At 38.3% G+C, this 9,346-nt stretch carries 13 protein-coding genes; 9 read left to right on the forward strand and 4 right to left on the reverse strand.

Annotated features, from left to right (window positions below):
• Window positions 1-275: 275 nt before the first annotated feature.
• The 4 genes from EXA13_RS15755 to EXA13_RS15770 form a co-directional block, all read right to left on the reverse strand.
• Complete coding sequence (locus tag EXA13_RS15755) at window positions 276-827, reverse strand: hypothetical protein (protein ID WP_238134003.1); 552 nt, start codon at window positions 825-827, stop codon at window positions 276-278.
• A gap of 255 nt (window positions 828-1,082) precedes the next feature.
• Window positions 1,083-1,370, reverse strand: a complete 288-nt coding sequence (locus EXA13_RS15760) for a hypothetical protein (RefSeq protein WP_238134004.1) — start codon at window positions 1,368-1,370, stop codon at window positions 1,083-1,085.
• A gap of 98 nt (window positions 1,371-1,468) precedes the next feature.
• Complete coding sequence (locus EXA13_RS15765; protein WP_238134005.1) at window positions 1,469-1,783, reverse strand: hypothetical protein; 315 nt, start codon at window positions 1,781-1,783, stop codon at window positions 1,469-1,471.
• 4 nt (window positions 1,784-1,787) lie between these two features.
• Window positions 1,788-2,912 carry an AAA family ATPase gene (locus tag EXA13_RS15770; protein WP_238134006.1) on the reverse strand — a complete coding sequence of 375 codons (1,125 nt, stop codon included), beginning with the start codon at window positions 2,910-2,912 and terminating at the stop codon, window positions 1,788-1,790.
• Window positions 2,913-4,156: 1,244 nt separating this feature from the next.
• Between EXA13_RS15770 and EXA13_RS15775 the strand changes: the two genes are divergently transcribed.
• From EXA13_RS15775 to EXA13_RS15825, 9 genes are all read left to right on the forward strand, one after another.
• Complete coding sequence (locus tag EXA13_RS15775; RefSeq protein ID WP_039438326.1) at window positions 4,157-4,444, forward strand: type II toxin-antitoxin system RelE/ParE family toxin; 288 nt, start codon at window positions 4,157-4,159, stop codon at window positions 4,442-4,444.
• A gap of 10 nt (window positions 4,445-4,454) precedes the next feature.
• Window positions 4,455-4,772 carry a HigA family addiction module antitoxin gene (locus EXA13_RS15780; protein ID WP_039438324.1) on the forward strand — a complete coding sequence of 106 codons (318 nt, stop codon included), beginning with the start codon at window positions 4,455-4,457 and terminating at the stop codon, window positions 4,770-4,772.
• Window positions 4,773-4,910: 138 nt separating this feature from the next.
• A complete protein-coding gene (locus EXA13_RS15790; protein WP_238134007.1) occupies window positions 4,911-5,267 on the forward strand; it encodes a DUF2513 domain-containing protein in 357 nt (118 codons plus the stop codon).
• Window positions 5,268-5,912: 645 nt separating this feature from the next.
• Window positions 5,913-6,332: a hypothetical protein gene (locus EXA13_RS15795; RefSeq protein ID WP_238134008.1), complete on the forward strand. Its 420-nt coding sequence runs from the start codon at window positions 5,913-5,915 to the stop codon at window positions 6,330-6,332.
• 136 nt (window positions 6,333-6,468) lie between these two features.
• A complete protein-coding gene (locus EXA13_RS15800; RefSeq protein WP_238134009.1) occupies window positions 6,469-6,912 on the forward strand; it encodes a hypothetical protein in 444 nt (147 codons plus the stop codon).
• 197 nt (window positions 6,913-7,109) lie between these two features.
• A complete protein-coding gene (locus EXA13_RS15810) occupies window positions 7,110-7,391 on the forward strand; it encodes a type II toxin-antitoxin system Phd/YefM family antitoxin (protein ID WP_000086649.1) in 282 nt (93 codons plus the stop codon).
• Window positions 7,388-7,675 carry a type II toxin-antitoxin system RelE/ParE family toxin gene (locus EXA13_RS15815; RefSeq protein ID WP_000869999.1) on the forward strand — a complete coding sequence of 96 codons (288 nt, stop codon included), beginning with the start codon at window positions 7,388-7,390 and terminating at the stop codon, window positions 7,673-7,675. The genes EXA13_RS15810 and EXA13_RS15815 overlap by 4 nt, the downstream gene beginning before the upstream one ends.
• Window positions 7,676-8,088: 413 nt before the next feature.
• Complete coding sequence (locus EXA13_RS15820; RefSeq protein ID WP_238134010.1) at window positions 8,089-8,550, forward strand: hypothetical protein; 462 nt, start codon at window positions 8,089-8,091, stop codon at window positions 8,548-8,550.
• Window positions 8,551-8,691: 141 nt separating this feature from the next.
• Window positions 8,692-9,156 carry a GNAT family N-acetyltransferase gene (locus EXA13_RS15825; RefSeq protein ID WP_238134011.1) on the forward strand — a complete coding sequence of 155 codons (465 nt, stop codon included), beginning with the start codon at window positions 8,692-8,694 and terminating at the stop codon, window positions 9,154-9,156.
• Window positions 9,157-9,346: the final 190 nt, after the last annotated feature.

Consider the following 9,346-nt stretch of genomic DNA (forward strand, 5'->3'; position numbering starts at 1 on the left):
CTATGCGTTGGTTTCGGTGATTACGGTGTTATGCGGAAAGTTGGTAGTAGCGTTGGCTGCCCCTTAAGCGGGCGTTAGCTATCAGGGGGGCTTTGCTTGATTGAGTATTATCTACTCTTTATTCTTCTTAAAAGTAAACCATACATTCTGGATAACACTAATCGATAGTAAAGAGTAAAATAAAACATTTTTTAATGTTGCATCAGCACTTTCCCAGCGCCAAATTACTGCTGAAAGAATTGCAATAATTCCAACTATACCTATTATTTGATTCTTCATTTAAAGAACCTCGATGAATTTATCGTTGTTCTATGAGCTTTTTCGGTAGCTGCCTTTTCCAGTTCTATAGCATTAAAATAAACGCATCCCCAGATAACTAATGTTATCCAGTTTTTCTGACTAATCGATTTCTTTTCTTTAATCTTTTCCAACATTTCTTTGATGCTTCCTGCTGAGGCACCAATACCTAAGGCTGAACTTAGCAGATTTAGTTCATTATGAAATTGTATGTCGGCTTCTAATTCTACATTAGATAATGACCAAATTCCCCATTGAGGGTTAACAAAAGTTGTGTCGAGTACTCGGTTGATGATCTCTCCCATTAAAGCTTGTTTTTTTACAGAACGAATTGATTTCATCGCTTTATATCGTTGATTTTGATTCAAATGGCGATATAAAATCATATAACACAAAGCTTCTACTTCGACTTCATCTGCCCCAACTAGTAGGTTGTTTGGTATCGAAGTGATTTTTGCTAGTTTTTTTAACTGCCCTGCTGTGTCTCTTGGCAACTGATAGGGTAGGTCATTAACAGTTATCGCTGACATAAGATTCCATATAAATTTATCTAAAAAACAAAATTATATATTTAATATGACTATATGCAACGGTGACTAAATTATTGTTGGGTCAACATCTCGTTTAGATGTAATTTATAAAACTATAGCTAACAAAGCATTTAAGAGGGACAATCAACGCGTGGCATTTTTGGTTTGGTTGATATTTGAGGTTACGGCTGATTAGTTTTAGTGCAGCTGTTAGCGTTGCTTGCCCCTTAATGCGGCGTTAACTGGCTGACGGCGCTATGCTGTCAGCTTTTCTTGGATTTCGTATATGAAGTCAAACAATGGATGTATTGATTCTAAATGTCCAGTATCGTTTACTCTTTTTTCTATTCCTCGGATATAGTCTCCAGAACCGACGATACCGATCTTACCTTTTGAATAGATAATTTTCTTTTCCCATAAAGCTTTTTTAGCATAATGGGCATGAAATTGAGAATGGGTATAAGAGTCGTTGTAATGCCCCATATCTTCAGGATCATTGGTGTGCACATTGTAGTATTGAAATAGATCCCAGTAACTTTCCATATTCGGTTTTGGATTGGGTTCAGGATTCCTAGGTATGTACTTCTGATTACCAAGTACTAGGGTTTCGAAGCATCGTTTTTGAACGATAATACACAGTTTTACATCACGAGATAGGTCACTGTTTTGGCACTGGTCCAACACTGCTTGATATCTGCTTCATCTGAGTCAAGTATTACGAACAAATAATCAACATTATCAACGGACTCTATATCAACAATCGCATTATCTATTCGGTCTAAAAGGTTGGGGTAACCTTCGCCTGAAATAAAATATGATGAGTTGTCATTAGCTTTAAAAAGCTCGAAATCTTCAGTGCATGAGTAAGTACTGATTTCAGGTAAAAGTTCACTAACCCAATTAGGGTAGGCTTGCATCTCCGAGCCAACCCCTTCTAATAGAAAGTATAATTTCACTGTATTAACCTTTATAAATGTTACTGTTAATAAGTTTTATATAGTTATCATGACGGCTACTAGAGTTAGAAATTTTGTCCGCTGAAAAAGTTCTTATAATGTTGTTTGACCTATTTACGATCTTCCAGTGCTTTACCGGGATCTTGTTGATTATTTTAGGATGATGCGTTGTAATAATTACTTGACGCATTGCTGTTTCGAGTTCATCCAGCACTGATGGTAAGCAATTGACTCCTAAGCTATTTTCAATTTCATCAATTATAATTGGGTTGTTTCTTGAACCTAAAATTACCTCTGCAATCACTATTATGGTTTTAAACATTCCCGATGATATATCTCGTTGTTCTACTATTTCACCGGAAGATAATTCCAGTTTAATTGATAGTGTTTTGAAGTCATCATTCTTTGCAAAAGGAAAGTCGGAGTCTGATAGTACTGGAATAACAAGTTTAATATTTTCAAAAATAGTTGAACATATTGCATTGAAATATTCATACTGATCTTTATCAAATAAAGACGCATAGTAAATTCGTTCTCTAGTATCGAGTTTTTCACTTTTGATTGCGTCCAGTGAGTCAGTACATTCTTTTTTTAGACGTTCAAATTTAGACTCATTGGCTAAGCCAAGGAATTGTGGAGAATAAACATGTTCATTTAAGAGGACTATAGCTTGTAGAGAGTTATATGCCTCTTTTAGTTTTTCGTCGTTCCGCAATTGATGGAAAAAACTAGTTGAAGAATCTAAAACAGGTAAGTCATTTCCTTTAAATAGTTTTTGTGAATCACTTATATCAATGAGTAGTTCACCATCTATCGAAAGCTGCTCGAATGAAATCGGGGCATAAGTTTCTGCTTCGCCATTTTCTTCGTCAATAAATGTGCTGTAGTCAGGTGATACGACACCACTCCAAATGACCTCAACATCTTCGTTAGTTGTAAATGTGATAGACCATTCTTTGGAGTGGGTTTTTCTACCTTTTAGTATGCGCAGTATATCTCGTATGCCATTAATTATTGTGGTTTTACCTGCCCCAGAGACACCGACCAAGATAGAAAAATCGTGAAACTCAACATTTTCCACTTCAACGTTGGATTTTAAGTCCTTGTATTTAAAGCTTTTAATTTTCATTTTATCGTCTGGTATTCCGCTTTATTATGTAAAATGCATTGAAGTTGTCTTTTGATAGTTTACAACCAACGGTAGCCAGTTAACAAGGCGTTTAAGACGGATTCACAACGCTTGACATTTTTGATTAAAATCGGCTTTAGTGTTTACGGCACAATGGGTTAAGTTCGGTGGTCGCGTTGTTCACCACTTAACGCGGCGTTATGTAACCGTAGGGAAAAGACCACAATTTATTGAAAAATAATTGTTTTTTATAGCTAATCTAATTTTAATATCGATTTAATCTGTGTGAGTTCTGCGCATATTGGTTTAGTTTTCGTCTTCTTGTCCTTCGAGTATTTATTCAGCATTTAATGGTAAAGTGGGTTTGCGTTCAGCTTGTCTATAGTCATGATCCGCAGAATCAAGTTACTTTTGTGGTTGCCAGAGTTTTTTCTACTGGGTCAATGCTGACTGTTCGTGTAAGTTAAATCGTGTTTGGCGATGCTGTTTTTGGTAATGCTTTGAAATTACTAGTAAAGTTACATAACAAAGCATTTAAGAGGGACAATCAACGCGTGGCATTTTTGGTTTGGGTGGGTATTTAAGGTGACGGCTGGCTAGGTTAAGTTCAGCTGTTTGCGTTGCTTGCCCCTTAATGCGGCGTTATGTAACCGTAGAGAAAAAGATCGCAATGTATTGAAATTTAAAGTGTTTTTATCCTTTTGTATTTTAAGGTGAGCTTCTGCTTTTCATGTTTGATACTTTTAACTGATTGTTTTAATTGGTTATTTATACGGTTTGTAAAGTTAGTCTTATTCATGTTGATTTGGTTTTCGTCTTCTTGTTCTTCGAGTCTTTATTCAGCGCTTACTGGTGAAGCGGGTTTGCGTTCAGCTTCTCTATAGTCATGATCTGCAGAATCAAGTTACTTTTGTAGTTGCCAGAGTTTTTTCTACTGGGTCAATGCTGACTTTTCGTGTAAGTTAAATCGTGTTTGGCGATGCTGTTTTTGTTAATGCTTTGAAATGATTAGTAAAGTTACATAACAAAGCATTCAAGAGGGACAATCAACGCGTGGCATTTTGGGTTCGGGTTGGCATTTGAGGTTACGGCAGGTTAGTTTGAGCGCAGTTGTTTGCGTTGCTTGCCCCTTAATGCGGCGTTATGTACTTCTCTGAAATCCTTCCTGAAAATCAAACTTGTGCACAGTGCTATTATGCGTTACTCTTTGTGTATGGATGCACAATGAGACAGTGCAAGTTGTAATGGCATTAGAATTTAAAGATAAGTGGTTAGAGCAGTTTTATGAGGATGATAAACGACATCGTTTAATTCCAAACAGTATAGAAAATGCTCTATTTCGAAAGCTGGAAATCTTAGATGCTGCTCAAGCTGAGTCAGACTTAAGAATTCCACCGGGCAATCGATTTGAACATCTTGAGGGAAACCTTAAAGGTTGGTGTTCAATTCGAGTAAATAAACAATATCGTCTGATTTTTCAGTGGGTTGATGGTGTTGCACTAAATACTTACTTAGACCCACATAAGTATTGAGGTAACGACTATGCGTAAGACAAAACGTCGCCCAGTTAGCGTTGGTGAAATGTTGAAATTAGAGTTTCTTGAACCAATGGGCATCACATCAAAAGCGCTCGCTGAAGCTATGGGTGTACACAGAAATACGGTGAGTAATTTGATTAATGGTGGAGTGTTAACGGCTCCGGTAGCAATCAAGTTAGCAGCAGCATTAGGAAATACACCAGAATTTTGGCTTAATATTCAACATGCTGTTGACCTTTGGGATACGAGGAATCGCTACCAAGAAGAGGCCAAATTTGTAAAGCCGCTGTTTGTTTCGCTGGAACAAAGTGCACGTACATAACAAAGCGTTAAAGAGGGACAGCCAACGCGTGGCATTTTTATTATGCGTTGGTTTTTGTGGTTACGGTGTTATGCGGAAAGTTGGTAGTAGCGTCGGCTGCCCCTTAACGCGGCGTTATGGCTCTATGGATAAAATAGGATGCTTGAGATGAAGCGAGATATGTCTTTAATTCGTGAAATTCTTTTGTCAATTGAGGAGAACGATGAGGTTTTACCTGTAGAGGGTTTCTCGTCAGAGATCATTGAATCTCATGTGAAATTGCTTATAGAAGCACTATTAGTTGAACGTAAATCTTTTGGTGTAAATTCGTTTGTGACAGTAACTAAACTGACTTGGACTGGGCATGAGTTCTTAGACAGCATCAGAGAAGAACAGGTTTGGAACACTATAAAAAGTGAGTTTAGAGAAGCAGGTATGTCAACAATTATTAAGGTCGGTAAAGACTTAGCTGAGGGTTTTGCTAAGAAAAAAGTCGAGGCAATACTTGGCTCCTAGCCATAACAAACGCCTCAAGCGGGACTTCCAACGCTCGCCACTTTTGGCTTTAATGAGTTTTGAGGTTGCGGCTGGTTAGTTTTAGTGCGGTAGTTTGCGTTATCAGCCCCTTAGGCGGGCGTTATGTAATCGTAAAGAAAAAGGCCAACAATTTATTGAAAATTAAAGTGTTTTTATGATTTCTTCACTTTGAATTTGGCTTCTACTTTGTATGTTCAGTACTTTTAACTAATTGTTTAAATTGGTTATTTTCAAATTTATAAACCTAGTTTTATTCATATTGGCTTAGTTTTCGTCTTCTTGCTCTTCGAGTTTTTAGCTGGCTCTAAATCGTTCAGTGGATTTGCGATAAGCTTGGTGATAGTCATTTTTTCTTTGAACTAGGGCTCGTAGTTTCGTCGTTATCACGCGAATTCTACTGGGTTACTGCTAACTTTTCATGTAAGTTAAACGATATTTGGCAATATTGTTCTTTGTAATACTTTGAAATGGTTAGAAAAGTTACATAACAAAGCATTTAAGAGGGACAGTCAACGCTTGGCAGTTTTGGTTTGGTTGGCATTTGAGGTTAAGGCTGGCTAGTTTTAGTACAGTTATTTGCGTTGCCTGCCCCTTAATGCGGCGTTAGGTAGTAAGGAGTGTGCTATGAAGGAAAAATATGTTTTAGTTCCGCCGAAAGGTATACGACTTGATTTACAGACTGCCGAGCGGGAGTTAACCATTACTCATCAAAATATTTCAATCGAAGTTGGCCCTGAGCACTGTCAAATAAGGGGAAGGATTTATAATACTGTTGACCCAGTTGAATCTGCTGTTGCAGAAGGAGATTGTTTAAGTCGTTTACACCATCCAATGACTCCAAGGTGGGTTCGAAGAGCGTCTCAAATTATATTCGCTCCCATGATCATTTTAGTTGTAATCAAAATGACAGTTTCACTATTTACTATGTCTACACCAAATAGTTTCATAGAGTTGGTCGTTGTAGCCCTAATATTTTGCATCGGACTACTAATTCTTTGGGTTTATTGGTTGATTTTTGTCAGTTGTCCCAAAAAAACTACCTAACAAACGCCTCAAGAGGGACTGTCAACGCGTGGCGTTTCCAGTCCCATTGAGCCGCGGTGGTTACGGCTGTTGCGTTTGAGTTTGGTGTTATGCGTTGCCAGCCCCTTAGGCGGGCGTTAAGTGTAAGGAGAAAACTTTGCAATCAAGGATATCCATTCCTACGGATAATATATATAAGTTCTACGCTATGTTTGGGCTTGTACTTCTAGTTTCAACTATGGCACTTTTTGTATTCGTTTACTCTACATTTCAAGCTAACTCTCATGCTCGCTATGTAGAGCTTAAGGTATTGTCTTCCTTATCTAAATTAACGCCAGAACAATCGGCTCGAAAAGAAGTTCTGGAAGTAAAGGAAATGATCGATACTTCGGACAAGAAAACCTATATGAATGCAATTAGCTTCTTGCTAGCTTTGTCATTATTTTTGATGGCTTTTGGGTTTTATCGCTGGCATAAAAAAATTCAACCGCTACAAGATGAGATTTTAGTGAAGCAAAAGGAACAAACGGAGCTAGAGATTAGGTTGCTTCATAAACAGTTGAACTCTTCTCGTATCAAGCAAGTGGGCAAAAACACTTAACAAGCTGTTTAAGAGTGATTCGCAACGCGTGGCATTTTTACCATGCGTTGAATTTAGTGATTAAGGTGGTATGCGGCGGCTTTGGCATTGCGTTGCTCACACCTTAACAGGGCGTTATAACACAGAATCAATTCCTTGCTCGTAAATCTCAATTGAACTACTATTTGTACATTAAATTGTACTAAATGGAGTTCATTATGAGCCGTATTCACCTTGATCAAGATATTCAGCCTTTGTCTGAGTTCCGTGCTGGCGTTGCATCATTTATCAAACAGATCAATGAGACTCGTCGACCATTGGTTATTACACAACGAGGTAAAGGTGTAGCCGTTGTTCTTGACGTTGCGGAGTATGAAGCAATGCAAGAGAAAATCGAATTACTCGAAGAAATGCGTACTGCAGAAGCTCAATTGGCTGCAGGTTTAGGTATATCAAACGAAGATGCTCGTTCACAAGTTCTGGGGCGCATCATCAAATGAAAGTAGTTTGGTCACCTCTAGCGTTACAAAAACTGGGTGATGCCGCAGAGTTTATTGCTTTGGATAACCCATCAGCTGCAGAAAAGTGGGTGAATGAAGTATTCGACAAAACGGAATTGCTCGGCTCAATGCCAGAAATGGGCCGCATGGTTCCTGAAATGCCTCATACGAACTACCGTGAAATCATTTTCGGTCATTACCGCATTATTTATAGTTTGAGCCACGAAATCCGCGTTCTAACAGTTCGTAACTGTCGTCAATTGCTCACGGAACATGATGTGTGAAACTGTGTTATAACAAACGCCTCAAGAGGGACTGTCAACGCGCGGCGTTTCCAGTCCCAATGAGCCGCGGTGGTTGCAGTTGCTGTGTTTGAGTTTAGTGTTAATGCGTTGCCAGCCCCTTAGGCGGGCGTTATGTAACCGTAGAGAAAAAGACCACAATATATTGAAAATTAAAGTATTTTTATGATTTCTTTACTTTGAACTTAGCTTCTAGTTTGTCTGTTTGATACTTTTAACTGATTGTTTTTTATTAGTTATTTTTTAATTTATAAACCCAGTTGTGTTCATATTGGCTTCGTTTCCGTCTTCTTGTTCTTCGAGTTTTCAGTCTTTTCTCAATGGTAAAGCGAGTTTGCGTTGCTTGCCCCTTAATGCGGCGTTATAACTCATTTTCAACACTCGGAGACTTATAATTGGATATTGCAACAATTACAGCAGGTTTGAGTTCTATCAAAACTGCAATTGATATTGGGCGTGAAGTTCAAAATGCTTCATCTTCACTCGAAGAAGCGCAAATCAAACTAAAACTTGCAGATTTAATGGTGAACTTGGCAGAAGCTAAATTGCAATTTATTGAAGCACAAGACCAAATCTTAGCTCTGAAACGGCAAGTAGAAGAACTTGAGCATAAAAAGTCTCTAGCAGCACTTGTAACTAGAGATGGAAATTTACTATTGCCAAAAGATACCGAAATTGAACCATATGGAAAAGGTCCATGGTGTACATCATGTTTTGAAACTCAAGACAAACTTATTACGCTTCATCATAAATTTAGCAGTGGAGTAATGGTTGGTTCTTTGGTATCAAGTAGTTATAAATGGGAGTGCCCAGCCTGTAAGAATAGTTTCTCTGCACCTCAGCCAGATAAGTTATAACAAAGCATTTAAGAGGGACAATCAACGCGTGGCATTTTTGGTTTGGTTGGTATTTGAGGTTACGGCTGGTTAGTTTTAAGCTGTGCGGTAGCGTTGCTTGCCCCTTAATGCGGCGTTAGCTGAATGGTGGTAAATATCAGCATGATCGAAATTAGAAAGTATCAAGAATCAGATGCGCTTGATTTATGGGCTATTTTTTATCATACGGTTCATAATGTGAACTTACGTGATTATTCGCAAGCCCAAGTTGAAGCATGGGCTCCAGATGGTTTTTCTTCTGAGATTTGGCAACGAAAAATGAACTTGCTGTCACCTTTTGTTGCTGAAATTGATGGGAAAATTGTTGGTTATAGTGATCTTCAAGAAAATGGATTAATTGATCATTTCTTTTGTCACCATGAACATCAAGGCCAAGGAGTCGGACGACAGTTAATGGAACATGTACTCAGAATAGGTGAGTTACAAGGAATTACTAGGTTTTATTCTGAGGTGAGTATTACAGCTCGTCCGTTTTATGAGAGATTTGGTTTCAATGTGATACAAGAACAAACCATAGAAGTCCGTGGTCAAAAGCTGTGCAACTTTGTCATGGAGAAATTCAGCTAATAAGGCGTTAAAGAGGGACTCGCAACGCGTGGCAGTTTTGGTTTGGATGAGCATTTGAGGTTAAGGCTGGCTAGTTTGAGCGCAGTTGTTCGCGTTGCTTGCCCCTTAATGCGGCGTTAGCTATGGTAAGGAGATTAAATCATGAGAATTGAACCACGTTTGGGTTCTATGAATTTTGATGAAGATAAGG

It is taken from the genome of Vibrio cincinnatiensis, from assembly GCF_022113815.1.
Lineage (GTDB): Bacteria > Pseudomonadota > Gammaproteobacteria > Enterobacterales > Vibrionaceae > Vibrio > Vibrio cincinnatiensis_A.